At 64.1% G+C, this 23,692-nt stretch carries 23 protein-coding genes and 1 pseudogene; 13 read left to right on the forward strand and 11 right to left on the reverse strand.

Going from position 1 to position 23,692, the window contains the following annotated elements:
* Positions 1-13: 13 nt before the first annotated feature.
* Both ACSKB9_RS32660 and ACSKB9_RS32665 read right to left on the reverse strand, forming a co-directional pair.
* Entirely contained in the window at positions 14-838 is an 825-nt protein-coding gene (locus ACSKB9_RS32660; RefSeq protein WP_438078299.1) for a class I SAM-dependent methyltransferase, read from the reverse strand.
* A complete protein-coding gene (locus tag ACSKB9_RS32665; protein ID WP_438080662.1) occupies positions 733-975 on the reverse strand; it encodes a hypothetical protein in 243 nt (80 codons plus the stop codon). Before ACSKB9_RS32665 ends, ACSKB9_RS32660 begins: the two co-directional genes overlap by 106 nt.
* A gap of 251 nt (positions 976-1,226) precedes the next feature.
* On the opposite strand from ACSKB9_RS32665, the gene ACSKB9_RS32670 reads away from it, so the two are divergent.
* From ACSKB9_RS32670 to ACSKB9_RS32690, 5 genes and pseudogenes are all read left to right on the forward strand, one after another.
* Positions 1,227-2,663, forward strand: a complete 1,437-nt coding sequence (locus ACSKB9_RS32670; RefSeq protein WP_438078301.1) for an FAD-dependent oxidoreductase — start codon at positions 1,227-1,229, stop codon at positions 2,661-2,663.
* A gap of 97 nt (positions 2,664-2,760) precedes the next feature.
* Positions 2,761-3,690, forward strand: a complete 930-nt coding sequence (locus ACSKB9_RS32675) for a TauD/TfdA dioxygenase family protein (protein WP_438078303.1) — start codon at positions 2,761-2,763, stop codon at positions 3,688-3,690.
* A 25-nt stretch (positions 3,691-3,715) separates the two neighbouring features.
* Complete coding sequence (locus ACSKB9_RS32680; RefSeq protein ID WP_438078305.1) at positions 3,716-4,771, forward strand: ABC transporter substrate-binding protein; 1,056 nt, start codon at positions 3,716-3,718, stop codon at positions 4,769-4,771.
* Positions 4,768-5,635, forward strand: a pseudogene (locus ACSKB9_RS32685) (ABC transporter ATP-binding protein). Before ACSKB9_RS32680 ends, ACSKB9_RS32685 begins: the two are co-directional and overlap by 4 nt.
* The gene (locus tag ACSKB9_RS32690; protein ID WP_438078307.1) at positions 5,628-6,497 is read left to right on the forward strand and encodes an ABC transporter permease; all 870 of its coding nucleotides are present in this window, start codon (positions 5,628-5,630) and stop codon (positions 6,495-6,497) included. The pseudogene ACSKB9_RS32685 and the gene ACSKB9_RS32690 overlap by 8 nt, the downstream one beginning before the upstream one ends.
* Positions 6,498-6,506: 9 nt before the next feature.
* On the opposite strand, the gene epsC is transcribed toward ACSKB9_RS32690, so the two are convergent.
* The 6 genes from epsC to ACSKB9_RS32720 all read right to left on the reverse strand — a co-directional run bounded on the left by epsC (position 6,507) and on the right by ACSKB9_RS32720 (position 11,954).
* Positions 6,507-7,460, reverse strand: coding sequence for a serine O-acetyltransferase EpsC (gene epsC / locus ACSKB9_RS32695; protein WP_438078309.1), 954 nt, complete (start codon positions 7,458-7,460; stop codon positions 6,507-6,509).
* A 19-nt stretch (positions 7,461-7,479) separates the two neighbouring features.
* Positions 7,480-8,052: a flavin reductase family protein gene (locus tag ACSKB9_RS32700; RefSeq protein WP_438078311.1), complete on the reverse strand. Its 573-nt coding sequence runs from the start codon at positions 8,050-8,052 to the stop codon at positions 7,480-7,482.
* 138 nt (positions 8,053-8,190) lie between these two features.
* Positions 8,191-9,420, reverse strand: coding sequence for an acyl-CoA dehydrogenase family protein (locus tag ACSKB9_RS32705; RefSeq protein ID WP_438078313.1), 1,230 nt, complete (start codon positions 9,418-9,420; stop codon positions 8,191-8,193).
* A gap of 42 nt (positions 9,421-9,462) precedes the next feature.
* Positions 9,463-10,467, reverse strand: a complete 1,005-nt coding sequence (locus tag ACSKB9_RS32710) for an NrtA/SsuA/CpmA family ABC transporter substrate-binding protein (protein ID WP_438078315.1) — start codon at positions 10,465-10,467, stop codon at positions 9,463-9,465.
* Between the two features lie 9 nt (positions 10,468-10,476).
* A complete protein-coding gene (locus tag ACSKB9_RS32715) occupies positions 10,477-11,202 on the reverse strand; it encodes an ABC transporter ATP-binding protein (RefSeq protein ID WP_438078317.1) in 726 nt (241 codons plus the stop codon).
* Positions 11,199-11,954 carry an ABC transporter permease subunit gene (locus tag ACSKB9_RS32720; RefSeq protein ID WP_438080502.1) on the reverse strand — a complete coding sequence of 252 codons (756 nt, stop codon included), beginning with the start codon at positions 11,952-11,954 and terminating at the stop codon, positions 11,199-11,201. The genes ACSKB9_RS32715 and ACSKB9_RS32720 overlap by 4 nt, the downstream gene beginning before the upstream one ends.
* Positions 11,955-12,373: 419 nt before the next feature.
* On the opposite strand from ACSKB9_RS32720, the gene ACSKB9_RS32725 reads away from it, so the two are divergent.
* Positions 12,374-13,465, forward strand: a complete 1,092-nt coding sequence (locus tag ACSKB9_RS32725; protein WP_253638788.1) for an LLM class flavin-dependent oxidoreductase — start codon at positions 12,374-12,376, stop codon at positions 13,463-13,465.
* A 5-nt stretch (positions 13,466-13,470) separates the two neighbouring features.
* Here the strand turns inward: ACSKB9_RS32725 and ACSKB9_RS32730 are convergent, their stop codons facing one another.
* The gene (locus ACSKB9_RS32730; RefSeq protein WP_438078320.1) at positions 13,471-14,811 is read right to left on the reverse strand and encodes an LLM class flavin-dependent oxidoreductase; all 1,341 of its coding nucleotides are present in this window, start codon (positions 14,809-14,811) and stop codon (positions 13,471-13,473) included.
* A 314-nt stretch (positions 14,812-15,125) separates the two neighbouring features.
* Between ACSKB9_RS32730 and ACSKB9_RS32735 the strand changes: the two genes are divergently transcribed.
* The 4 genes from ACSKB9_RS32735 to ACSKB9_RS32750 are packed head-to-tail and all read left to right on the forward strand — an operon-like array spanning position 15,126 to position 18,901.
* Positions 15,126-16,754 (forward strand): FAD-dependent oxidoreductase, encoded by a 1,629-nt coding sequence (locus ACSKB9_RS32735; RefSeq protein ID WP_438078322.1) that lies wholly within the window; start codon positions 15,126-15,128, stop codon positions 16,752-16,754.
* Entirely contained in the window at positions 16,751-17,071 is a 321-nt protein-coding gene (locus tag ACSKB9_RS32740) for a 4Fe-4S binding protein (protein ID WP_438078324.1), read from the forward strand. The genes ACSKB9_RS32735 and ACSKB9_RS32740 overlap by 4 nt, the downstream gene beginning before the upstream one ends.
* 50 nt (positions 17,072-17,121) lie before the next feature.
* On the forward strand, positions 17,122-18,246 hold the full coding sequence (locus ACSKB9_RS32745; protein ID WP_076826954.1) for a methionine ABC transporter ATP-binding protein: 1,125 nt from the start codon (positions 17,122-17,124) through the stop codon (positions 18,244-18,246).
* A complete protein-coding gene (locus tag ACSKB9_RS32750) occupies positions 18,236-18,901 on the forward strand; it encodes a methionine ABC transporter permease (RefSeq protein WP_141340380.1) in 666 nt (221 codons plus the stop codon). Before ACSKB9_RS32745 ends, ACSKB9_RS32750 begins: the two co-directional genes overlap by 11 nt.
* 13 nt (positions 18,902-18,914) lie before the next feature.
* On the opposite strand, the gene ACSKB9_RS32755 is transcribed toward ACSKB9_RS32750, so the two are convergent.
* The gene (locus ACSKB9_RS32755; protein WP_438078326.1) at positions 18,915-19,922 is read right to left on the reverse strand and encodes an aliphatic sulfonate ABC transporter substrate-binding protein; all 1,008 of its coding nucleotides are present in this window, start codon (positions 19,920-19,922) and stop codon (positions 18,915-18,917) included.
* A 315-nt stretch (positions 19,923-20,237) separates the two neighbouring features.
* On the opposite strand from ACSKB9_RS32755, the gene ACSKB9_RS32760 reads away from it, so the two are divergent.
* On the forward strand, positions 20,238-21,032 hold the full coding sequence (locus tag ACSKB9_RS32760; RefSeq protein WP_438078328.1) for a MetQ/NlpA family ABC transporter substrate-binding protein: 795 nt from the start codon (positions 20,238-20,240) through the stop codon (positions 21,030-21,032).
* Between the two features lie 28 nt (positions 21,033-21,060).
* Positions 21,061-21,837 (forward strand): MetQ/NlpA family ABC transporter substrate-binding protein, encoded by a 777-nt coding sequence (locus ACSKB9_RS32765; RefSeq protein ID WP_438078330.1) that lies wholly within the window; start codon positions 21,061-21,063, stop codon positions 21,835-21,837.
* A gap of 41 nt (positions 21,838-21,878) precedes the next feature.
* Here the strand turns inward: ACSKB9_RS32765 and ACSKB9_RS32770 are convergent, their stop codons facing one another.
* The gene (locus ACSKB9_RS32770) at positions 21,879-23,279 is read right to left on the reverse strand and encodes an LLM class flavin-dependent oxidoreductase (RefSeq protein WP_438078332.1); all 1,401 of its coding nucleotides are present in this window, start codon (positions 23,277-23,279) and stop codon (positions 21,879-21,881) included.
* Between the two features lie 30 nt (positions 23,280-23,309).
* Here ACSKB9_RS32770 and ACSKB9_RS32775 point away from each other — a divergent pair, with 30 nt between their 5' ends.
* Positions 23,310-23,567, forward strand: coding sequence for a hypothetical protein (locus ACSKB9_RS32775; RefSeq protein ID WP_438078334.1), 258 nt, complete (start codon positions 23,310-23,312; stop codon positions 23,565-23,567).
* Positions 23,568-23,692: the final 125 nt, after the last annotated feature.

The raw sequence follows: 23,692 nt of genomic DNA on the forward strand, positions 1-23,692 counted from the left end.
GTTTTGCTGATTATTATTGGTGGGACGGCGCCTTGTGCGCGAACGCGAAGCGCAGGTAGCGCTCCAGCTTCAAACCTTCGGGCGTGCGCTTTTCTTCGACAAGGCGCGCGAAGGTGCGGCGCACCAGTTCGCGCTCGTGAGGGGTGAACGCTTCGAGGAAATTTCCGAATGCGCTCGCTTCCGACCACTGCAGCAGCGATGCCGCATCGTCGTGGATATCGATCAGCGCGCGCAGCTCGCTGCGGTAGCCGGCGAAGCCATGTGCCGCGAACAGCGATTTGAGCTCCTCGTCGGTCGATCCGAGCACCGGGTTGGAGTCCTGGCGATCGCCGGCAAGACCCGCCTCGATGATGGCGCGACGAAGCAGCAGCCGCGACTGGTGCGGCTTGGACGGATCCTGCACATTCAATCCGAGGCGGCCGCCGGGCTTGAGCACGCGCCGGATCTCCCGCAGCGCGCGATCCTTGTCGGAAATCCAATGGAAGACGCTATTGAGATAGACCGCGTCGAACTGCGAGTCGTCGAAGCGCGACAGTTCTTCGGCGCGCCCGGTGGCGAACTGGAGGTTATCCCCCTGCCGAAGGCGCGCAATTTCGATGCGGCCGGCAAGTGGGTCGATACCGATCACGCGGCCGTCCGGACCGACCAGTCCGGCCACGAATTCCGCAAGCCGGCCGGTTCCCGTCCCGATGTCGAGTATGTGCTCGCCGGACTTGATGGCGAGCGGCCCGATCAGGAACTTGCCGTGGCGAAATTGAACGAGTCCCGCTTCATGATAGGAGCGGGCGAGCTCCGGAGTGTCGTGTTCAAGACTGATGTCGCCAGCAGTTCGCGGCATTTCGAGAGATCCATCGTTGCTCGCCGCGCATCGACGTCAGGCGCGTGCGTTGCGTCAAACTCTATGTCGGCGGCGGTGAAATGAATTTGCGTTGTTGCACGGCAAGCGAGCATGAACGTGACGAGTTCGTCGTTCACCGGAGATGACTGCGATCGCGCCGATCCCGGCGACGTATGATTTGGGAAGTTTTCCCGATCGCTCGCGCCGATCCCGCACGTCGCAATGCACATGAGGTGATCGGTCAGGCGGCGATCATCGTAAATATTTCAATGCCCGCGTTGTCCACGACGCGAACATTGCCTGCTATCAAAAACAAAGCTGGTTTCGTTTCATTGACTGAATGTCGATCGCTTTTACGATTTGCAACGTCAAAGCGAGGTGGTCATTCATGCCGCAATCCGATCCCGACAGCGTCGCCCGCGAGGTCCTCCGGCTGATCGGGGCCGACCCGCAGAACTGGGTGCCTGATCGCGACGGAATCGATCACAACGTCGTCGTGGTCGGCGGTGGCCAGTCCGGCGCGGCCTTCGCGTTTGCGTTTCGGCGCGCCGGCATCGGCAAGGTCTCGGTGATCGATGCCGCCGCCGACGCCAGCAAGGCCGGCGTGTGGCTGACGGGCGCGCGAATGCATAAGCTTCGCACTCCGAAGACGCTTCCAGGTCCGGAGCTCGGTCTGCCCGGTCTCGGTTTCCAGGCATGGTATGAAACGCGCCATGGCGCGGCGGCCTTCGACGCGCTCGATCGGATTCCGCGGCTCGACTGGGCGGCCTATCTCGACTGGTATCGCCGCGTGACTGGTGCCGGCATTCGTTACGGTACGCGGCTGCTCCGCATCGAGCCCGCAGCCGATCATTTGCGGTTACATCTGGAGCGGAGCGGGGTCACGACTATCGAGACCACGCGCAAGCTGGTGCTCGCAACCGGTTTTGCGGGTAGCGGGGGCGCTTATGTCCCTGACGCGCTGCGGGCCCTGCCGAAGCGATTCCGTGCGCACACATCGGAGAAGATCGATTTCAGGACGCTGCGTGGTCTCTCCGTTGCGGTGGTCGGGAGTGCTGCGTCGGCGTTCGATGCGGCGGCCGCGGCCCTTGAGGCCGGAGCGCGTGACGTTCGTCTGTTTGCACGCCGGGAGACTTTGGCCGCGTTGCCGGTCATTCGGATCCGCGGCTACCCGGGAGCCTATGACAATTATGGCAGCCTGCCCGATGCGGTGCGCTGGCATCAGGCGATCCGGTTCAGGCAGGCTGGGTCGACCCCGCCGCCGGATGCGATCTCGCGCGCGGTCGCCTTTCCCAATTTTCATCTGCATCTGGGCTCGCCGTGGACTTCGGCGCAATTGAAGGGGGTAAGGCCGGTCGCCATCACTCCGCAGGGCGAGTTCGCGTTCGATTTCGCGATTGCGGGGACTGGCTATTCCGTCGATCTTGGCGCGCAGTCAGAGCTCGGCGACTTCGCCGACGAAATCCTGCTGTGGCGAGATCGCTTCGTACCGCCTGACGGCGAAAAGGACGTTGGCTTGGCAGCCTATCCTTATCTCGGGTCCGGACACGAGTATCTGGAGAAAGTTCCGGGTCGCGCGCCGTATCTGAAGGACGTTCACGTCTTTAACCCGGCAGCATTTGTTAGCTTCGGCCTGCCGATCGGCGACGTTCCAAGCTTCAAGCGCGACATTCCGGGGATCACGGCCAGGATCAGTCGCGATCTGTTCCTGGCCGACCTCGCATCTCACGAAGCGCGCATCAACGGAGAGATCGCGGAGGATTTCACCGCCGAGCTCTATGCGCCGGCTGTCTGGCGGCCGCCGCAGCCCGTCGCGGCGGAATAGCGAGGATCACGATCACATCATTCATCTCCGCCGTCGTTTCCGCGACCGGCGCATGGCGGAGCCTTGTCCAGGAGATCGCGGCGACGAGACCAACATCATGAGCAACACGACCACCATCGACAACGTCATTCCGCGCGCCGACATCGTCAAGCGTGCCGCCCGGCTTGGTGCCGAAATCAAGAATGTGAAGCTGTCGGGTGACCTTCCCGACGCGGTCATCCGCGCTATCAACCAGGTGCTGCTCGAGCACAAGGTGATCTTCTTCCGCGACCAAGGGCACCTCGACGACGCCGAGCAGGAGCGCTTCGCGGTCAGGCTCGGCAAACTGGTGCCGCACCCGACCATCGGCCCGAGCAAGGGCACGTCGTCGATCCTCGAGCTGGATTCGGGGCGTGGTGGCGGCCGCGCGGACCAATGGCATACCGACGTCACGTTCGTCGATGCCTATCCGAAAATCTCGGTGCTGCGCGGGGTCGTGATCCCGCCCTATGGCGGGGACACCGTCTGGTCGAACACGGCGGCCGCCTATCTCGATCTGCCTGCGCCGTTGCGCAAGCTCGCCGACGAGCTCTGGGCGGTTCACAGCAATGCCTATGATTACGCGGTGAAGTCTCGCGCCACCGACGCCGACAGGAAGCATTTCGACGAGGTATTCACCGGGACGATCTATGAGACCGAGCATCCGGTCGTGCGCGTCCATCCCGAAACGGGCGAGCACACCCTGGTGCTTGGCAATTTCGTCCAGCGCTTTGTCGGCCTGCCGAAATATGACGGCCAGAAGCTGTTCGATCTGTTCCAGTCTCACATCACGGCTCCGGAGAACACCGTGCGCTGGAGCTGGCGGGCGGGGGACGTCGCGATCTGGGACAATCGTGCGACCCAGCATTACGCCGTCAATGACTACGGCGATCAGCATCGCGTGGTGCGCCGCGCCACCATCGATGGTGAGGTTCCGGTCAGCGTCGACGGCCGTCACAGCGTGACGCGGATCAAATCGCCGAAGCCGCAGGCGGCGAAGGCAGCCTGAGCATGTCGCCTATTGGAGCAACACGATGAATGCCATCATTCGAATTCTGCGCGCGGGGCGAGCCGCCGCGCGCCGGGCGGCGCGATTGCTGCTGGCCGGCGCCTTTACGTTGGGTCTGATTGCTCCGGCCTTCGCCGAGTCACCGCTCGAGAAGACCGAGATCCGCTATCAAGGCTGGGCCGGGCAGGTGACGTTCACCGAGCTCGCCGAGGACCTCGGCTACCTCGCGCCTCTCAAGCTCAAATGGGTCGGCAACACCATCAGCGGACCGCAGGACATTCAGACCGTCGTCACGGGCGACATCGACGTCGGCGGCGCTTTCTATGGCGCGATTGTCAAGCTGATCGCGGCTAAGGCGCCGATCAAGGCGGTGGTCGGCTACTACGGTTCCGACGCGAACACCTATTACGGCTACTATGTGAAGGACGACAGTCCGATCAAGACGGCCCGCGACCTGATCGGCAAGAAGGTCGCGGTCAATACGCTTGGCGCCCATCTGGAGTTCGTGCTGCGTGAGTATCTGCTGCGGAACGGCCTTAGTGCCGGCGAGGCCAGGCAGGTGACATTGGTGGCGGTCCCACCCGTCACCGGCGAGCAGGCGCTGCGGCAAGGGCAGGTCGAGGTGAGCGCGCTCAGCGGCGTGTTACGCGACAAGGCGCTGGAGCGTGGCGGGATCCGTTCGCTCTTCAACGATACCGATCTGTTCGGACAGTTCACCGGCGGTGCCTATGTGCTGCGGGAGAAGTTCATCAAGGACAATCCGAACACCGCCCGCAAGCTGGTTGAGGGGATCTCGCGTGCGATCCAGTGGGCGCAGACGACGCCGCCCGATGAAGTGCGGGGTCGCTTCGACCGGATCATCGCGGAGCGCAAGCGCAATGAGGATGCCTCGTCGATCAAGTACTGGAAGAGCACCGGCGTCGCGTCCAAGGGCGGCGTGATCTCGGATGCCGAGCTGCAGGTCTGGATCGACTGGCTGGTCAAGGACGGCCTGCTCAAGCCGGGCCAGATCAAGGCTTCGGATACCTACACCAACGAGTTCAACTATTTCCGTCCCGGAAATACGGCGGAGGCGCGATGACGTCGGTCAAGATCAGCTTTGAGAATGTCCGCAAGGAGTTCGTCACGCGAGGCGAGGGGGGCGGGCCGGCGAGCCGTTTCACGGCGCTCGAGGACATCACGTTCGACGTCCGCGCCGGCGAATTCGCTGGCCCTGGTCGGTCCAAGCGGTTGCGGCAAGTCGACCCTGCTCGATCTGCTCGGCGGGCTTGCGACGCCGACCAGCGGCCGCATCCTGCTCGATGGCCGGCCGATCGTCGGGCCCGGACGCGACCGCGGCGTCGTCTTCCAGCAGTATGCGCTGTTTCCATGGCGCACCGCCGCGCAGAATGTCGAGTTCGGGCTCGACATTGCCGGCCTCAAGCGGAAGCAGCGCGGAGAGATTGCGCGACACTTTCTCGACCTGGTCGGGCTGTCCGGTTTTGCCGACCGTTATCCGCACGAGCTCTCCGGCGGCATGAAGCAGCGTGTCGCCATCGCGCGGAGCCTGGCCTACGATCCGGAAGTGCTGCTGATGGACGAGCCGTTCGCTGCGCTCGATGCCCAGACGCGCGAAACGTTGCAGGGCGAGCTGCTGCGGATCTGGCGGGCCACCGGCAAGACCATCATCTTCATCACCCACGGCATCGACGAGGCGGTCGTGCTCGGTCAGCGCGTGGCGGTCATGACGTCCCGTCCGGGGCGGATCAAGGGGATTGTCGACATCCCCGCGGCCTTGCGCAGCGAAGCCGAGGATGTGCGCTCGTTGCCGGAATTCGGCCGCGTGCGCCATGAGATCTGGAGCCTGCTCCGCGAGGAAGTGCAGAAAGCGCAGCTGGGGCAATCGGCGGGCAGGGTCAGCGCAGGCCGTGTCGAGCGTGAAGTAAAGGAAGTCGCTCATGTCTAGCCTGGAGATGCTGACATTGCTGGAGCTCGCGCATGGACGGCGAGACGGGCAAGCGGCGGCGGCGCGGTCACCGCTAGTGAGCGCGGTCCGCGCCGCGACCCGTGGTCTGGCAGCTTTCGGGCGCCGCTCCCTGCTGCTGATCGCCCTTCTCGCGATCTGGGAGGCCGCGCCCCGGCTCGGCTTGATCGACGCGGTGTTCCTGCCGCCCTTTTCTGATGTCATCGCCGCAGGCTGGCAGCTCGCGCAAACCGGCGAGCTCTATGACGACGCCTCCGCGAGCCTGCTCCGCGCCCTGAGCGGGTTTCTGGTGTCGGTCGTGCTGTTCGTCCCACTCGGGCTGGCCGTCGGCTGGTACACAAGGCTCAGCGATCTGCTGAACCAGTTCATCGAGATTTGCCGCAATACCGCGCCGCTCGCGCTGTTGCCGGTGTTCATCCTGCTGCTTGGTATCGGCGAGCTCTCGAAGGTCACGATGGTGGTCTATAGCTGCGCCTGGCCGCTTTTGCTCAACACCATCGCCGCGGTGAAGCAGGTCGATCTGCTCTTGATCAAGTCGGCGCGGACGATGGGCGCGACCCCGCAGCAGCTGTTCCGCAAGGTGATTCTTCCGGCGGCGCTGCCGACGATCTTTGTCGGCATTCGCCTCGCCAGTGCGTCAGCCATGCTGGTGCTGGTCGCATCCGAGATGGTCGGCGCCAAGGCCGGTCTCGGCTATCTCATCATCAACAGCCAGTACAGCTTCCTGATCCCGCAGATGTATTTCGGCATAATCGGGATCACCGTGATCGGGTTGGCATTCAATGCCGTCTTGGAGGCGTTGGAACGGCGCTTGATGCGATGGAAGGCACAGGTCTCGGCGTGAGATCGTGGTTCAGGCGCCGCTCGGACTGTTTCGTGCGGTGGCCTGCGTCACAATGCTGTTCGGCGGCACGTCCTTGGTCAGCCAGACGTTGCCGCCGATGGTCGAGCCGCGGCCAATCGTGATCCGGCCGAGTATGGTTGCGCCGGCGTAGATCACGACGTCATCCTCGACGATCGGATGGCGGGCGTCGCCCTTGATCACATGCCCCTCGTCGTCGGTCGGGAAATGCCGCGCGCCAAGCGTGACTGCCTGATAGATCCGGACGTTGTTGCCGATGATGGCGGTTTCGCCGATCACGACGCCGGTTCCGTGGTCGATGAAGAAGCCGGAGCCGATCCGGGCGCCGGGATGAATATCGATACCCGTTCGGGTGTGGGCGATCTCCGACATCAGGCGAGCCACCAGCCGCGCGCCGATCTGGTAGAGCAGATGCGCAAGGCGATGGTGGATGATGGCGGTCATCCCGGGATAGCCAATTAGGATCTCGGGAAAATTCCGCGCCGCCGGGTCTCCAACAAATGCCGCCCGCAGATCGTTGATCAGAAGCCCGCGGACCGGCGGCAGTTGGGTGGCGAATGCGCGTGTGAGCTCGATCGCCTCTTCGTGCGCAAAGCCCGGCTCCAACTCGTCGCCAACGAACAGCGCGCCGCGATGGATCTGCGCGCTGAGCGAATCCAATGCTGTGCTCAGCGTATTGCCGACGAAATAGTCAATGTTCTCGCCGTCGAGGTCCGATTGGCCGTAGTGACGCGGGAACAGCGCCTCGGTGAGGCCGTCGAGGATCGCCTCCAGCGCGTCGCGCGAGGGGGCACGGCGAGCCTCGCCGTCTTGCCGGATGCTGTGGGTCTCCTCCCGCGACGTGCGCAACTCGGCCACGATCCGGTCGAGCTGCCAGCGGCCTGGTGGTCTGCTGACCGCGCCGGCCGTTGACGGAGGCGATGCTGGCGGCAATTCGCGTTTCATGCTGCACCCGTTCCCTGTCCTAACGAACATGCGCCAGAGGAATGCTGACTTCGGCCAACAGATCGAGATCGGCTTCATGATCGATCTGGACATACCGTCCGTTCCAGTAGGTAAGGCCGGACAGCCGATGCGACAACTCCATGCTGGAGAGCCGGCCCACGATGATGCCATGGGAATGCCGCTCGATGATCTCCTCGACCTGGCATTCGATCATCGCAAGCGACCGCTGCAGCAACGGCACGCCCGAGGCTCCATGGGTCCAGTCGGTGCCCTCGAAGCGCTCCCTGCCTTTCAGCCGGCCATTGCTGAAGCGCTCGGCCAGGGCCTGCTGGTCGGAGCCGAGGATATTGACGCCGAATAGCCGATGGCGGGCGATCGGTGCGAAGGACGATGCCTGCCGGTTGATGCTGACCAGCAGCCGGGGTGGGCTCGCGCTGAGCGACGTCAGCGATGTCACCGTCATGCCGGTGATGTTCTCACCCTGTCCTGCGGTGATGATGCAAACGCCGCCCGGGAGGCGGCGCATGACAAGGCGAAATTGACGCTCGATCTCGTGGTCGGCGTCCACAAGATGAATATCCGGCCTGCTCATCGGGATTCTCCCCTGCATTGCCTCGCCGGATCGGAACCTCGCCAGAGCGTTTTCGAGCGAAGTGGATACCGGTTCGCGTGAAGAAACGCATCAAAACAAGAATCCAGAGCTCCGTTCCGATTGGATCGGAACGGAGCTCTAGAAGAAGCCCTTGGCGGGTAGCGGCGTGCCGCTGATCTCGTATTGTCCGATCGAACGCGCCTTGAAGGTGTTTGGATTATGCGAGGCCAGCGTGCGCGCGTTGCGCCAGTGGCGGTCGAAATTGGTCGCCTTCTTGGTGGCCGATGCACCGCCGACGTCGAACAGCAGGCTGCCGCTCCGGATCGCGAATTCGTCCGCAACGATCTTGGCCTTGGCCGACAGCAGCGCGGCCTTGTGCGCGGCATCGACGGCGTTTTCGTGGCCTGCATCGAAAGCATCGGTGGCGATATCGAGCGCCTCCGCGGCCGCAAGCACCACGGTCTCGGCGGCGAATGCGCCGCTGGCGATCTGGCCGACGGTCTGTTGCAGCAGCGGGTCGTCCACTGGCACCTCACTCGGCGCGTAATAGAACGTCCGCTTGCGGGTCCGCACCAGGGCGCTGGCGTCGCGCAGCACGGCGCGCGCGATGCCGGCATTGATCGCAGTCAGGAACAGCTGGGCAAATGTGTTGGAGTAGGGAATGCCGTAGCCGGTATCCGGTGCATCGAACACGACCTCCTGGCGCTTGACACGCACGTTGCGGAAGTGGGTGGTGCCGGTCGCCGTCAGCCGCTGCCCGAGGCCGTCCCAGTCGTCGATGAGCTCAATGCCCTCGCGGTTGACCGGAATCAGCACGGCAGCATTGGTGGCGGATGCGTCGGCGGTGCGAACGAGGACGTAGTCCGAATACAGCGTGCCGGTGCTGTAGTATTTCGTGCCGTTGAGCAAGTAGTCGTCGCCGTCGGCAGTGAGCGTCGTGTTCGGCGTGACATTGCCGACCTTCGGCGTGTCGAGCTCGGTCGCCGCGAGCCCGATGATCGCGCCGTCGGCAACTGCCTTCTGCCACTGCCTGTGCTGATCGTCCTTCGGTCGGCGCACCAGGCGTTCGACGACGCTGAAATGGTTGCGCAGGATATGCGCGACATTGGCGTCGGCCTCGCCGAGACCGATGACGATCTCGAACAATGCGCGAATCGACAGGCCGGCGCCGCCGGCTTCGATCGGAAGCCGCAACGCGCCGAGGCGGGCCTTGCGAATAAGATCGACTTGCGCGAACGGCAGGACGCGCTCGCGTTCGCGGTCGGCGGCGCCTTCCGCGATGCGGCCAAACAGCGCGTCGATATCGGGCGCGTGGCTGCGGAGGCGGTCGGAAGGCTCCAGCGAGGTAGCAGATAAGGGCTTGTTCATTGGTGTCACTCGAAGTGCGTTGATTAGTAGGACGGTTGTCGATCAGACTTGGGCCAAATAGTCGGTGACCTTGATCGGCTCCGGAAGCACCTTGCGCGCGACCAGCCAGTCGGCGGCCCTCTGCAGCTCGGCGAGGAAGTTTTCGTCGTTGGCGGCGAAGTAGCGATACTGCCGGTTCAACGCGATGAACTGGTCGCGGACCTGGTTGCTGTATTTGCCGGCCTTCTGCGCGATGTATTCGGCATCCTTGCTGTTCGCGGAGATCCACTTGCCTTCGGCGCGGAAGGCATCGTTGACGGCCCGGACCAGCGCAGGATTGTCGGTCGCGAATTTTCGGGTGGTCAGGTAGGACGTGTAATCGATCTGGAACTCGAGATCGCGACCTTCCAGGAAGATGTCGTGCGCCTTGTATTCGAGCCGCGCGATATCGACCCCCGGGCTCCACATCGACCAGGCGTCGACCTTCCCGGAGGCCAGCGCCGGCGCCGCGTCCGGAGGGTTGAGATAGACGAAAGTCACCCTGGAGCGGTCGACCTTGTGCTTCTCGAGCGCCGCAACCAGCAGGAATTCGCCGAGACCCGAACGGTTCACCGCCACCGACTTGCCGACGAGATCCTCGACCTTGTTTATGCCAGAGTCATCCCGCGCGATGATCGCCGTGGTGCGCGGCTCGTAGACCACGAATTGGGTGAACACCAGCGGCGAGCCGGCGATGATCGCGGCGAGTGCCGGCGTCGTGCTGCCGCCGAAGCTGAAATCGGCGCTGCCGCCGGTCACAGCCTGCAGCGTCGGTGCATGATTGGGGAACGGCCCGAGCCACTCGACCTTGATGCCGTCCCTGGCCAGCAGCTTCTCGAACTCGCCGCGCTCCTTGGCGATCAGATTGAGGCCGCTCAAACCCCAGGTCAGACGCACCGTGTCGGTGACGCGGCCGGTCGCCGCATGCGCCGGCTCGGACAAGTCAAAGCCGGCAAGCGCGCCGATGCCGAAGGCGGCGCCGCCAAGGAAGCGGCGACGGGTGGGGTTGGTGAACCGGGGGATAGACATGAGTGGTCCTCAGGCAGGAATGGGGTGAGAGGTGCCGACGCCGAGCTCCGCCAGCAGGTCGGTGCGGGCGATCCGCGCTGCGCCGTTACGTTTCATGCGATGCTCGAATGCGATCCGGCCCTCGCGCATCACCAGGATGCGGTTGGCGAGCGCGATCGCCTCGTCGACGTCGTGAGTGACCAGGAGGACGCCGGGTCGATGGACGGCGACCAGCTCGCGCACCAGATCGTGCATGCGAATGCGAGTCAGCGCATCGAGCGCTGCGAACGGCTCATCGAGCAAGAGCAGCTCGGGCTCCTGCACCAGCGCGCGCGCTAGCGCCACGCGCTGCGCCTGTCCGCCCGAGAGGTTGCGCGGCCAGTCATCGAGACGGCCGCCGAGTCCGACCTCGGTGAGCGCGGTGGCGGCGCGCTGGCGGGCGTCGCTCGCATTGAGGCCGAGCGAGACGTTGCGCCACAGACTGTCCCACGGCAGCAGCCGGTGCTCCTGGAAAACGACGGCCGGCCGCCGTGGTGCCGTGATGCGCCCGCCGTCGATCGCATCGAGGCCGGCCAGCGCCCGCAGCAGCGTGGTCTTGCCGCAGCCGCTTTCGCCGAGCAGGACGACGAACTCGCCGCGCTCGATGCGCAGGTTGAGGTTCTCGATCACCATGCGGCTGCCATAGGCGCGATGCAGTCCCGTCACTACGACGGCCGGCGCAATCGCGGCTGGTGAGGGCACGGCGTGCAGCGTCATCGCGTGCCTCCATAGTTCGGATGCCAGGCCAATAGCCGTCGCTCCAGGGCGCGCGCGATGCCGTCGGCGGCGACGCCGATCAGTGCATAGATCACGATCGTCAGCACGATCACGTCGGTGCGCAGGAACTCGCGCGCATCCATGGCGAGAAAGCCGATGCCGGACTGGGCGCCGATGGTCTCCGCGACCACCAGCGCCAGCCACGCGGTCGCTAGCGCATAGCGCACACCGGTCAGGATCGATGGCAGGGCGCCGGGCAGGATGACGCGCCGGATCAGCTCGAGTGTCCCGAGGCCCTGGACGCGGCCGAGCTCGAGCAGCTTCGGGTCGACCTGCCGGATGCCCAGCGTGGTGTTGATGTAGATCGGGAAGGCGACGCCGAGCGCGACCAGGAAGATCTTCTGGGCTTCGCCGACGCCGAGCCAGACGATCACCAGCGGCAGCGCGGCGAGAAACGGGATCGCGCGGATCATCTGGATGCTGCGGTCGATGGCAGCCTCCGCGATCCGCGAGAAGCCCACGAGGATGCCGAGCGCGAATCCGACGCTGCCGCCGATCGTAAAACCGGCCGTTGCGCGCAGCAGGCTGACGCCGAGATCGTTCAGCAGGCTTCCGGACGTCGCCAGCTTGAATGCCGTCCGGACGACCTTGCTCGGTGCCGGCAGCACCTGCGGCGAGAGCCAGCCGGCCTGCGCCAGCAATTCCCAGACGATCAGAAGCACGACCGGGGCGAGCCACGACAGCAGCAGCATGCCGCGCCGGCCGATCTCTACTCGTGGCTTCCGGGACGGCGATGCCGTTTGAACGCTGCGCGGCGTTGAATCAAACGCGATCGATGACGCAGCCTGTTCGAGGTTGCTCAAGTCTGTTCTGTCCTCGTCTAACATTGCGCGCGAGCATCATTGATCGCGCGCGGCATGGTTCGCCGTTCTCTCGATGAACGGCGCGTCGCCGCACGAAAGAAGGCGTTGTTCATGTCGCGCAAACTGTCCCACGAATTTTCTCGAACAGAAATAGAGCCGTATTCCAATTGTCGCTGCGTCCGGAGTTTTCTGGTTTATCGGCGCGCGCGGCGCGGCAAGGAAAATCTTTTGATGCGCCGCTGCTTGATCTGTCGCCGTGCTTCTTTGAAAACACGCCGACGTAACGTCAGGGAAATCGGAGAGACGGCATGTCGACACGACCGCTTCGCTTTGGCATCTGGGCGCTGGTCCATGGTTCGCGCGCGGCCTATCAGGATCCGGAGGAGCCGTATGACGCATCGTGGGAGCGCAATCGCGACCTCGTGCTTGCCGCCGAGGCACTGGGCTACGATTCCACGCTGATCGCGCAGCACACCATCAATCCGCATCGGGAGGATTTCGATCAGCTCGAGGCCTGGAGCGCGGCGGCGGCCGTTGCGGCATTGACCAGCCGGATCGAGATCATCGCGGCCATCAAGCCCTACCTCTATCATCCGGTGGTTCTCGCCAAGCTCGCGCTCGGGATCGAGAACATCAGCCGCGGACGCTTCGCGATCAACCTGGTCAATGCCTGGAACCGGCCCGAACTCGACAAGGCCGGCATCGGCTTTGCCGAGCACGATGCCCGTTACGCCTATGGCCGCGAGTGGATCACGATCGTCTCGCGCCTGATGCAGGGCGAGCGGTTGACCTACAAGGGCGAGCATTTCGACGTCCGCGATTATCTGTTGCGGCCGACGAGCCTCTACCGACCGCGACCATTGATCTATGTCGGCGGCGAATCCGAGCCGGCGCGCGCTTTGGTCGCCGACCACGGCGACGTCTGGTTCATCAATGGTCAGCCGCTCGAGGATGTCGCGGGCCTCATTGCCGACGTGGCGGCGCGGCCGCGGACGTCGGTGCCGCTTCGCTTCGGGCTGTCCGCCTTCGTCATCGCGCGCCAGACGCAGGCCGAGGCCCAGGCCGCCTATGAGCGGCTGCTTGAGCTGTCGCGGAAGGACGCCTCGATAAAGGTGATCCAGCGACAGAACACCGACCCGAAGGTCGTGATGATGCAGACCATGCAGAAGTCGGAGCGGATCGGCAGCAACGGCGGCACCGCTGCCGGGCTGGTCGGCAGCTATGATGACGTGGCCGCCCGAGTCGGGGCGTTCCATGCCGCAGGCATCGAGTTGTTCATGCTGCAGTTCCAGCCTTTCGAGGCCGAGATGGAGCGCTTTGCGAAGGAGATCATCCCGCGCGTCCGCGCAGCGTCATCTGCTGCGAATGACACCCCACCACTGCTGGCGAGCTCGCGGTAACTGCGTCACGCGGTTGCGGCGGCTTCCGTCTGACGCGCAAAGCGGCTGATCGGCCGAGGCAGGCCAAAATGCTCACGCAACGTGGTGCCGGCGTAATCAGTTCGGAACAGACCGCGGCGTTGCAGGATCGGCACCACGTTGTCGACGAAGACCTCGAGCCCGGTCGGCAGCACGTCCGGCATCAGATCGAATCCGTCGGCCGCGCCGGCCTTGAACCAGGTTTCGATGTCGTTGGCGATCTGCTCGGGCGTGCCGACGATGATCCGGTGTCCGACCCCGCCGCCGAGTGCCCGCAACAATTGCCGGACGGTGAGGTTGCCGCGGCGCGCAAGGTTCACCGTGCCCTGGAACATGGTGTGGTTGGCGTTGGCCGGCAGCGGCAGTGGATCGGGCAGCGGCTTGTCGAGCTCTAGGATCGCAGGATCGACCTGCAATGTGCCCGCGAGACGCGCCAGGCTGTACTCGATCGGAACCAGCTCCCACAGCTCATCCTGCCGCCGTCTCGCCTCGGCTTCGGTGCTGCCGATCACTGTGGCAAGGCCCGGCAGGATGACGATGGAGTCGCCGGCGCGGCCGTAGGTCGCGGCGCGGGCGCGCAGATCGCGCGCATAGGCGACGCCTTCCTCGATCGTCTGCGCCAGCGTGAACACGGCTTCGGCCTGCGCGGCAGCGAGATCACGGCCGTCGTGCGAGCCGCCGGCCTGCACGGTGACCGGGCGGCCCTGCGGCGAACGCGGCACGTTGAGCGGACCGGCCACAGCGTAATGGGCGCCACGATGCGCGACCGGATGAACCTTCGACGTATCGACAAATCGCGCCGAGGACTTGTCACCGACAAAGGCGTCGTCCTCCCAACTGTCCCACAGCGCATGGACGACCTCGGCGAACTCTTTGGCGCGCTCGTAGCGGGCCTTGTGCTCCAGCACGTTGCTGAGGCCGAAATTGCGGCTGGCCGACGCGTCGGCCGTGGTCACCGCATTCCAGCCGGCGCGGCCGCCGCTCGCGAGATCCAGGGTCGCGAAGCGGCGCGCGATGTTGTACGGCTCGTTGTAGGTGGTCGAGGCGGTCGCGATCAGCCCGATATGGCTGGTCGCCGTGGCCACCGACGCCAGCACGATCGTCGGTTCCATCGACATGAAGGAGCGGTAGTCGATGCGGTCGGTGATCGCCGGTGTGTCGGCAAGGAAGATCGCATCGAGCTTGCCGCGCTCGGCGATCTCAGCCACGCGCACATAATGGCCGACGTCGAAGCAGGCGCGAGGATCGCTTTCGGGCAGCCGCCACGCCGACGCATAGACGCCGGAGTGCAGCAGGTTGACATTGAGGTGAAGCTGACGATCGGACATGGCTGCCACGCATTGAGGTGAGACGACTCACGGAGTATCGCCTGTCTGGCCGCATGAAAACGAACGGCCGGCGCGTGCATGCAAAAAGAAATATCCGTCTCCGCTGCGCGATCTGCGGATAAATCCGGTGTCGATCTTCTGCGATGAACGGAACGTCCTCTCCGCCGCCGCACGAATATTCTGCCACGTGCCGCGGCAGGGGAAGCTTCGTCCAAATCTGCGCAAATATCTGAAATTGCCAGAGCAGACTGCGCGCGTAACGATGCTGTTGCGGCGCGTTGCAAGCAATCGGTGCCGCCCGGAGAAACTGAACCATGACAGTCCACGAGCGACGCGCCGAACAGCGAACCGCGCCAGGCGGCTCGGTCGAATTCGACGTTGACGTGCTGGTGATCGGCGGCGGACCGGCGGGCACGTGGGCCGCGGTGAGCGCCGCGGAGCGCGGCGCGCGCGTCGTGCTCGCCGACAAGGGATTTTGCGGCACGTCGGGTGCCACCGCGGCTGCCGGCACCGGCGTTTGGTATGTTGATCCCAAGCCGGCGCTGCGCGAGGCCGCGATGGCCAATCGCGAAAAGATGGGCGGGCATCTGCAGGATCGCCGCTGGATGGCGCGCGTGCTCGACCAGACCTACGAGGACAGCAATCGTCTGGCCGCCTGGGGTTACCCTTACCCGGTCGACGACAGCGGCACGTCGCAGCGCAACTCGCTGCAGGGGCCGGAATACATGCGCCTGATGCGCAAGCGCACCAAGCAGGCCGGCGTCACCATTCTCGATCACAGTCCGGCGCTCGAACTGCTGGTGGATGACGACGGCTCGGTTGCGGGAGCCAGCGGGGTGCGCCGCCAGAAGCACGATCGCTGGATCGTGCGCGCCAAGGCCGTCGTCATCGCGACCGGGGGCTGCGCGTTCCTGAGCAAGACGCTGGGATCGAATGTGCTGACCGGAGACGGTTATCTGATGGCCGCGGAGGTCGGGGCCGAATTCAGCAGCATGGAATTCTCGAATCCCTATGCGATCTCGCCGGCGTTCGGCTCCGTGACCAAGACGCTGTTTTATGGCTGGGCGACCTTCAGCTACGAGGACGGCAGCGTCGTTCCCGGTGCGGCATCCAAGGGCGGGCGATCGGCGATTGCGCGCGCGCTGCTTCAGGGACCGGTCTATGCCCGCCTCGACAAGGCCGACGACGACGTGCAGCGTCACATGCGCGCATCGCAGCCGAATTTCTTCCTGCCGTTCGATCGCACCGGCATCGATCCCTTCAGGGAGCGTTTCCCCGTCACCTTGCGGCTCGAAGGCACCGTGCGCGGCACCGGCGGCCTTCGCATTGTCGACGATAGCTGCGCCACCAGCGTGCCGGGACTCTATGCCGCCGGTGATGCAGCGACGCGCGAATTGATCTGCGGCGGCTTCACCGGCGGCGGCAGCCACAATGCCGCCTGGGCGATGTCATCGGGGACCTGGGCCGGATGGGGCGCTGCCGGCTATGCAAGGCAGCTGGGCCCGGCACGTCAACGACGACTGGCGTCCGCCGGTACCGTCGCGTTCCGAAGCAAGGCGGGTCGCGCGTTTGAGCCCGCCACGCTGACAAAGGCGGTCCAGGACGAGGTCTATCCGTTTGAGCTGAACTACTTCCGGCATGCCTCGCGTCTCGAAGGCGCCCTCGAGCGGCTGGATGCGGCGTGGGTCAATGCATCATCGGCCGATGCGGCGAGCAAGGACGATCTGCTGCGCGCCCGCGAGAGCGCGGCCATGCTGGCGACGTCGCGCTGGATGTACCGCAGCGCGCTGGCGCGGAACGAAAGCCGCGGCATGCATCGCCGCGACGACTATCCCGATCAAGACGACCGCCAACGCCATTACGTGACGAGCGGCGGTTTGGACGAGGTCTGGACCACGGTGCGGCCGCATGCCGAGGCCAGCTATGCAGAGGCCGCGGAATGATCGAGGTGATCGACGCCGAGCGCTGCACGTCCTGCGACATCTGCGTGAATGTCTGCCCCACCAATGTCTTCGACAAGACGGAGGGGATTCCGGTGATCGCCCGTCAGGGCGATTGCCAGACCTGTTTCCTCTGCGAACTGTATTGTCCCGAGGACGCGCTTTACGTGTCGCCTTATGTGGAGGAGCCTCGCCCGACCGACGTGGTCGCGTTGCGGCAGACTGCCGCGTTGGGCAGCTACCGCCGCGCGGTCGGCTGGACCGACGAGACGCGCGATCTCCGCGGCATCGACCGCAGCTATCTGCTCTTTGGTCATTGAGCCCGGGCTGTGCCCGGCGACCGAAGCCATTTCCCAATTGGACCGACTGAATGAATGTACATCAATCCCTGACGACGGCGCAGCATGTTGCGCCGCTGCCGTCGATTCCGCTCGCTTCCAACGCGAGCGAAGCCATGATCCGCTTCGAGGCGGTCTCGAAGGTCTATCCGGCCTATCGCGGCAAGCCGAGCGTGCATGCCTTGCAGGCGATCGACTTCGCGATCCCGCGCGGCTCGATCACCGGCGTGATCGGCCGCTCCGGCGCCGGCAAATCGAGCCTCGTCCGCCTCATCAACGGGCTTGAGAAGCCGTCGAGCGGCCGCGTCGTCGTCGATAACAGCGAGATCTCGGCGCTTGCCGGTCGCGAGCTGCGCCTGGCGCAGCGCTCGATCGGCATGATCTTCCAGCACTTCAACTTGCTGTCGTCGCGGACGGCGGCGGACAATATCGCCTTGCCGCTCGAGATCGCCGGCTGGTCCAGGGCCGACATCGCCGTCCGTGTAGCCGAGCTGCTCGAGCTCGTCGGCATTGCCGACAAATACGATCGTTATCCCTCGGAATTGTCCGGCGGCCAGAAGCAGCGCATCGGCATCGCCCGCGCGCTGGCGACTCGGCCGAATGTGCTGCTGTCCGACGAGGCGACGTCGGCGCTCGATCCGCAGACCACGCGCGCGATTCTGGACCTGCTGGCCAACATCAATCGTGAACTCGGGGTCACGATCGTGTTGATCACCCACGAGATGTCGGTGGTCCGCCAACTCGCCAAGGAAGTCGCGGTGATCGACGGCGGCCAGGTCGTCGAACGCGGCCATGTCGCGGAAATCTTCACGCATCCCCAGCATCCGGTCACGCAGGCGTTCCTTTCCGAGGTGATCGGGGACAGTGTTCCGGTCTCGCTGGCGAGCCGCCTTTCGCCACAGCCGGTTGCCGGCGGGCAGACGGTCCTTCGCGTGCAGGTGCGCGGTACTGAAGCCGGCGACACCGTGGTGGCGCGGCTTTCGCGCGAACTGTCCCATGACGTGGCGCTGCTATCGGCCCGAATCGATGAGATCGGCGGCCAGCACGTGGGCTCGCTAATCCTTGGCATTCCCGGCGGTGAAGCCACGGCCAGGCAGGCCCTGGCCTATCTTTCTCAGCATGACATTCTGGTGGAGCGTCTCGGCTATGTCGCGTGAACTCATCAACCTGATCGTTCAGGCCACGGGCGAGAGCCTTTTCATGGTCTCGGTGGCTGCGCTGGTTGCGACCGCGCTGGGCCTTCCGCTTGGCGTCTTCCTGGCGACCAGCCGGAAAGGGGAGCTGTTCGCCGCGCCGCCAGCCAATGGCGTGCTCGGCGTCATCGTCAATGCGGCCCGCTCGACGCCGTTCATCATCCTGGTGGTTGCGATCATTCCTTTCACGCGGCTGATTGCCGGCACCTCGATCGGATCGGGCGCGGCAATCGTGCCGCTCACCATCGCGGCCACGCCGTTCATTGCCCGTCTGGTCGAGGCGGCGATCCGCGAGGTCGATGCCGGTCTGATCGAGACGGCGTCCTCGTTCGGTGCAAGCCCGTTGCAGATCGTGTTCAAGGTCTTGATCCCGGAGGCGTTGCCGGGCCTGGTGCTGGCCTTGACACTCGCGGTGGTCAGCCTGCTCGGCTACTCCGCAATGGTCGGGGCCGTCGGAGGCGGCGGCCTCGGCGACCTCGGCATTCGCTATGGCTATCAGCGCTTCATGCCCGAAATGATGCTGGCGGTCGTCGTCGTTTTGATCGCGCTGGTTCAGACCGTGCAGACCGCCGGCGACTATCTGGCGCGCCGCGTCAACCGCCGCCTGCGTCATCGCTAAAGGTGCGGTGGCGTCACGATCCCTTCGGTGCCCAGATCATGACGTCGCCGGTATCGACCTTGCGTGGCAACAGACCTTCCGCCGTGAAGGTATCGGCGATCTTCTGCTGCTCGGAAAGGCCGGCCGCGGTGACCACGCCGACCTTGTAGGAGCGATGGCTGTTGGCCTCCTCCACCGTGGCGGCGTCGATGCCCCACAGGCCGGCGAGCAGCGCCGCGGCCTCGTTCGGATTGGCTTTGATCCAGGTGCCGGTTTCCACCAACCTGGCAAAGATGACATTCAGTGCATCGGCCCGCTTTTCGGCGAACGCGGCCGAGGCAAGATAGTAACGCTTGTAGTTGGCGAGCCCGCCGCTGCCGTCGGCCAGGATGCGCGCGCTGGACTGGCGTTGCGCGCTGCTGAGGAACGGATCCCAGGCGACCCAGGCGTCGACATTGCCGCTGACGAATGCCGCGCGGCCATCGGCCGGCGTCAGATAGGCCGGCGTGATGTCCTTGAAGGACAGTCCGGCCTTGGCAAGTACCGCCAGCAGCAGGAAGTGGCTGCCCGCGCCCTTGGTGACCGCGACCTTCTTGCCCTTGAGATCGGCCGGCGCTTTGATTGCGGAATCCTTGGGCACCAGGATCGCCTGCGCCGATGGAGAAGCGGCTTCCTCGGCGACGTAAGCGAGCTTGGCGCCGGCGGCCTGGGCGAAGATCGGCACGGTGTCGGCGACGTCGGCTCCGAAATCGATGCTGCCGACATTGATGGCCTCGAGCAGCGGCAGGCCGCTGGTGAACTCGTGCCACGACACGGTGATGCCGAGCGGCGCCAACGCCTTCTCCAGCGCGCCGTTGGTCTTCAGGATAGCGGTCAGCGTCGACGATTTCTGGTAGCCGATCCGGATTTCCTCGGCGGCCGCAGGCCGAACGAGCGAGGTCATCGCAAGCAGCCCGATGGCGGCGACAGCAAGACGGCGCGACATCGCAGTCGCCGATGATGCGGCCTGCGCTTGCGGGATGGGGCGGGCAAAGATGGGCATGGCAAGTTGTCCTTAGCCGGTTCGATCTGTTGCCATTTGTGTGCAATCGGTGCGCCGGAGGCAATCGCGGAGAAGCCGTCCGAACGCGTGCAATTTTCTCTGCAAGCGAAGTCAGCGAGAAAAGTATTTTTGGCCTACGCGTTGCCGCCGGCATCGGCAGATAAGTCGCTCGCTGCGCCAAGATGCCCGGCCGGCTCCATTCTCTTTTCATCGCGGCCACAGCAGCGGCGACTCGTCATCGGGAAAAATTTGGATTCTCATTTCATTGATTTCGTCCCCGGCGCGAGCGATGAGCTTGATAGCGAGTTCAGTTCCATGGAGACCAAGATGTTGCTTCGATCCATTTTCGCTCTTGCAGGCGCTGTTGCGATCTGGTCGACCGCCGCCGCGGCAGAAACGATCAAGATCGGCGTGACGCCCGGGCCGCATGCACAAATCCTTGAGGCCGTGAAACCGATCGCGGCGAAGAGCGGGCTCGAGCTTCAGCTTATCGAGTTCTCCGACTATGTCGTTCCGAACGCGGCGCTCGACGCCGGCGACATCCAGGCCAACTCGTTTCAGAACCAGCCTTATCTGGACAACCAGAAAGCCGATCGCGGCTACAAGATCGAGCAGGTGGGACTGACGGTCAATTTTCCGATCGGCGTCTATTCGCGCAAGCACAAGAACTGGGCCGACGTTCCTGACGGAGCCAAGGTCTCAATTCCCAATGATCCGACCAATGGCGGCCGGGCGCTGCTTCTGCTGCGCGACAAGGGCGCAATCAAGCTGAAGAGCGACGTCGGCTTCAAGCCGACCGTTATCGACATCGCCGACAATCCCAAAAACCTGAAATTCGTCGAGGTCGACGCAGCCCAGGCGCCCCGGGCGCTCGACGATGTCGATGCGGCGGTCATCAACACCAACTATGCGACACAGGCCGGTCTTGATCCGGTCAAGGATCCGATCCTGCGCGAGGATCCGAAAGGGCCATATGTCAATCTGATTGCGGTTCGCTCCGCCGACAAGGACAAGCCGTGGGTCAAGATCCTGGTCGATAGTTACCACACGCCTGAGATCAAGGAATTTGTGCTCACCAAGTTCAAGGGCGCGGTGTTGCCGAGCTGGTAGTCGCCGACCTGACTGTTGAGGAAGAGCCATGCGCATCTTGATGACGGCGGTTGCCGCCGTAGCATTTTTGATCGGCACCGCCAGGGCCGGGACCATCCGGGTCGGCGTCACCGCCGGACCCCACGCGGAGATCCTTGAAGTCGTCAAGAAGGTGGCGGCCGGCCGCGGGATCGATATCAAGGTGGTCGAATTCACCGACTATGTGATCCCGAACCAGGCGCTCGCGCTCGGGGATCTCGAGGCCAATTCGTTCCAGCACGAACCTTATTTGAAGAACCAGATATCGAAGACCGGCTGGAAGATCGTCAAGGTCGCCAACACGATTGCGTCGCCGCAGGGCGTCTACTCGTTGAAATACAAGAAGCTGGCCGATCTTCCGGATGGCGGGCGGGTGGCGATCGCCAACGATCCTTCCAATGGCGCGCGCGGCCTGATGATCCTTGCGCTGCACGGCGTGATCAAGCTCAAGGACCCCAACAACGTCGCGTCGACCATTGCCGACATCACTGACAATCCGAAGCATCTGCGCTTCGTCGAGCTTGATGCCGCGCAGTTGCCGCGTTCCCTGCAAGATGTCGATCTGGTCTCGATCAACAACAATTATGCGGTTCAGGCCGGGCTCGATCCCGCCACCGATGCAATTGCCCGCGAGGCGGCCGATGGCCCGTGGGTCAACATCGTTGCCGTGCGCGAGGCGGACAAGGACAAGCCCTGGGTCAAGCAGTTGGTCGATGCCTACCATTCCGAGGAGGTCAAGGCATTCCTCGAGAAACGCTTCAAGGGCACCTACATCGCAACCTGGTGACGGGCGTTGATCGCCCATCGCCAGGAGGTTTCCAGGCCGATCTATTCGGCGGCTTCGGTGCGCGCTGCCGTCGAGGCGCGGCGGAAGCCGGCGCCGGGATGCGTGGCGTCAAGATAGGGTCCGCGTCCGGGGAACAGCTTCTCGCGGAGCGTGCCTTCGCGATAGGCTGTCTTGTAGACTCCGCGTGACTGCAATTCCGGCACGACGAGGTCGACGAATGACGTCAGTGATTCCGGCGCGACGAGGCGGAACAGGTTGAAGCCGTCGACGTCGGTTTCGTCGGCCCAGGCGATCAGCTCATCGGCCACGTCCTGGGGTGAGCCGACCACGAATGGCGAGCGTGCGCCGATCCGGCTCAGCGTCGCGAGATCACCGACCTTGACCGGCCGCTCGCTCCGCAACGTGAAATTCTCGACCATCGACTGGATCGCGTTGCTCTCGACATATTGTACCGCCTGATCGGGACGATAGTTCGAGAAGTCGATGCCGGTCCAGCCCGAGAGCAGAGCCAGCTGGCCGGCTTGATCGACATACCCTGCGTACTCCTCGAGCAGATCGTTGGCCTCCGCGCGCGTCGGGGCAACGATCACGGTCGCGCCGGCGAACAGGCGGATATCATAGAGATCTCGTCCGAACGCCTTAGCCGCTTCCCTGATCTCGCGTACGGCACGGGCCAGAATGGGCCTGGTCTGGCCGTTGAGGAAGATCGCCTCCGCGTGTTTCGCCGCGAAGGCGCGGCCGCGCTTCGAGGTTCCCGCCTGATACAGCAACGGTGTGCGTTGTGGCGAGGGTTCGGCGAGGTGGATGCCGTCGACCTGGTAATGAAGTCCCTGGTGCCGCACATTGTGGATCCTTGCCGGATCCGTGAACACGCGCGCTGTCCGGTCACGGCGAACCGCGCCGTCCTCCCAGCTGCCTTCCCATAGCTTATAGCTCGCAATGAGAAACTCCTCGGCCGCCTCGTAGCGTTCATCATGCGCGCGGTTGGCCTCAAGGCCCATTCCGCGGGCGCCGCTGTCGAGATAGCCGGTGACGATGTTCCAGCCGATCCGCCCGCGAGTGAGATGATCGAGCGTCGAGAAGCGGCGGGCGAACTGGTAGGGATGCTCGTAGGTGAGGTTGGATGTGATGCCGAAGCCGAGATGCTTCGTTGCGTAAGCCATGGCGGAGACGAGCAGGGTCGGCTCGGCGTTCGGCAATTGAACGGCGTGACGCAGCGCAGTGTCAGGACTGCTGCCGTAGACGTCATAGATACCAAAGACGTCGGCGAGGAAGATGCCGTCGAGCAGGCCGCGTTCGGCGGTTCTGGCGTAGTCGACCCAATATTCGAGCGAGTTGTAGTTGAGTGAAGTGTCGCGCGGATGCGACCAGAGACCGGCCCAGTTGTGGCTCGGCGCCATCATGTTGAACGCGTTGAAGCGAAGTTCCTTTGGTCTGGTCATTGCGCAATTTCGCTAATTGAGGACTGAGAGGTGATTTATCACGTCAGCTGCGCGGCTTTATTTTCTATATGGAAAGACAGGATCAAAATCGTGCTTTGTCTTCGATCCGGCGCAGCAGAGATTCGTTTGTTCGACGTCGTCGTGCTGTTCGAAATGACGGTATGCACGACATTGCGTACTGATTTGCAGGCGCGATCGGCAGATGACTCATCAGCTCCACTGAGCCGTTCAAACCGGCGGAGCAGTGAAACAAATGTTACGCGACAGGCGCCGCGGCTGAAAAATTAGCGACGCCATCAGACGCGCCGCCAGCACGCTCATCGCTATTTTCTCCGATGTCTCGACAGTCGCGGACGCTGCTGCGCATCATTCTTTGCCTTTTGATGCTGAGTCCACGGATTTCAGGAGAATTT

This window comes from Bradyrhizobium sp. BR 1433, assembly GCF_051547665.1.
GTDB lineage: Bacteria > Pseudomonadota > Alphaproteobacteria > Rhizobiales > Xanthobacteraceae > Bradyrhizobium > Bradyrhizobium australafricanum.

What these genes read in the sequence shown, in the direction of transcription:
- ACSKB9_RS32720 (WP_438080502.1), bottom strand. Translation starts at nt 11,954, where the DNA reads ATGCTGCTGCTGTCGTGGCTCGCCCCGGTCGTGCTTCTGATCGTCTGG.
- ACSKB9_RS32745 (WP_076826954.1), top strand. Translation starts at nt 17,122, where the DNA reads ATGAATGTACATCAATCCCTGACGACGGCGCAGCATGTTGCGCCGCTG.
- ACSKB9_RS32770 (WP_438078332.1), bottom strand. Translation starts at nt 23,279, where the DNA reads ATGACCAGACCAAAGGAACTTCGCTTCAACGCGTTCAACATGATGGCG.
- ACSKB9_RS32675 (WP_438078303.1), top strand. Translation starts at nt 2,761, where the DNA reads ATGAGCAACACGACCACCATCGACAACGTCATTCCGCGCGCCGACATC.
- ACSKB9_RS32710 (WP_438078315.1), bottom strand. Translation starts at nt 10,467, where the DNA reads ATGTCTATCCCCCGGTTCACCAACCCCACCCGTCGCCGCTTCCTTGGC.
- ACSKB9_RS32715 (WP_438078317.1), bottom strand. Translation starts at nt 11,202, where the DNA reads ATGACGCTGCACGCCGTGCCCTCACCAGCCGCGATTGCGCCGGCCGTC.
- ACSKB9_RS32760 (WP_438078328.1), top strand. Translation starts at nt 20,238, where the DNA reads ATGGAGACCAAGATGTTGCTTCGATCCATTTTCGCTCTTGCAGGCGCT.
- ACSKB9_RS32750 (WP_141340380.1), top strand. Translation starts at nt 18,236, where the DNA reads ATGTCGCGTGAACTCATCAACCTGATCGTTCAGGCCACGGGCGAGAGC.
- ACSKB9_RS32735 (WP_438078322.1), top strand. Translation starts at nt 15,126, where the DNA reads ATGACAGTCCACGAGCGACGCGCCGAACAGCGAACCGCGCCAGGCGGC.
- epsC (WP_438078309.1), bottom strand. Translation starts at nt 7,460, where the DNA reads ATGAAACGCGAATTGCCGCCAGCATCGCCTCCGTCAACGGCCGGCGCG.
- ACSKB9_RS32765 (WP_438078330.1), top strand. Translation starts at nt 21,061, where the DNA reads ATGCGCATCTTGATGACGGCGGTTGCCGCCGTAGCATTTTTGATCGGC.
- ACSKB9_RS32670 (WP_438078301.1), top strand. Translation starts at nt 1,227, where the DNA reads ATGCCGCAATCCGATCCCGACAGCGTCGCCCGCGAGGTCCTCCGGCTG.
- ACSKB9_RS32660 (WP_438078299.1), bottom strand. Translation starts at nt 838, where the DNA reads ATGCCGCGAACTGCTGGCGACATCAGTCTTGAACACGACACTCCGGAG.
- ACSKB9_RS32730 (WP_438078320.1), bottom strand. Translation starts at nt 14,811, where the DNA reads ATGTCCGATCGTCAGCTTCACCTCAATGTCAACCTGCTGCACTCCGGC.
- ACSKB9_RS32700 (WP_438078311.1), bottom strand. Translation starts at nt 8,052, where the DNA reads ATGAGCAGGCCGGATATTCATCTTGTGGACGCCGACCACGAGATCGAG.
- ACSKB9_RS32740 (WP_438078324.1), top strand. Translation starts at nt 16,751, where the DNA reads ATGATCGAGGTGATCGACGCCGAGCGCTGCACGTCCTGCGACATCTGC.
- ACSKB9_RS32690 (WP_438078307.1), top strand. Translation starts at nt 5,628, where the DNA reads ATGTCTAGCCTGGAGATGCTGACATTGCTGGAGCTCGCGCATGGACGG.
- ACSKB9_RS32755 (WP_438078326.1), bottom strand. Translation starts at nt 19,922, where the DNA reads ATGCCCATCTTTGCCCGCCCCATCCCGCAAGCGCAGGCCGCATCATCG.
- ACSKB9_RS32705 (WP_438078313.1), bottom strand. Translation starts at nt 9,420, where the DNA reads ATGAACAAGCCCTTATCTGCTACCTCGCTGGAGCCTTCCGACCGCCTC.
- ACSKB9_RS32725 (WP_253638788.1), top strand. Translation starts at nt 12,374, where the DNA reads ATGTCGACACGACCGCTTCGCTTTGGCATCTGGGCGCTGGTCCATGGT.
- ACSKB9_RS32680 (WP_438078305.1), top strand. Translation starts at nt 3,716, where the DNA reads ATGAATGCCATCATTCGAATTCTGCGCGCGGGGCGAGCCGCCGCGCGC.